This window comes from Cobetia sp. SIMBA_158 (assembly GCF_046566945.1).
Classification (GTDB): Bacteria; Pseudomonadota; Gammaproteobacteria; order Pseudomonadales; family Halomonadaceae; genus Cobetia; species Cobetia amphilecti.
This window is the reverse complement of sequence record NZ_JAWJYL010000256.1, coordinates 1-278: the sequence shown is the minus strand read 5'-3', so window position 1 is coordinate 278 and position 278 is coordinate 1. Positions and strand designations below refer to the sequence as shown.

1 pseudogene is annotated in these 278 nt (G+C 37.1%); it reads right to left on the bottom strand.

What is annotated here, in order from left to right:
• Positions 1-247 (bottom strand): annotated as a pseudogene (locus R2R70_RS19865) (type II secretion system F family protein); the annotation flags it as partial.
• Between the last annotated feature and the right edge of the window lie 31 nt (positions 248-278).

Sequence of the window (278 nt, the reverse complement as noted above, 5' to 3'; positions counted from 1 at the left end):
CTGCCATTAACATGGTAGCTATTTGGCGTGTAACTAAAGCTATATCCTTCGGGATGATTTTTTGAACGCTCTGAATACCAAATAGAGGTTTTGGTTTTCGTTTTACTTTTGAAGGAGTAATACCTTGCTTGCGCAATTGTGCTTTTACCAATGCAATACTGCTGCTTGTAAGCTCACCTTCGAGTTTTTTTCCTCGAGCGCTTACTCCTATCCATTGGAATGTATCTAGATTATTTGTTTTTTTCATGAATTATCAAATAAAAAAGGGCTAATCAGCC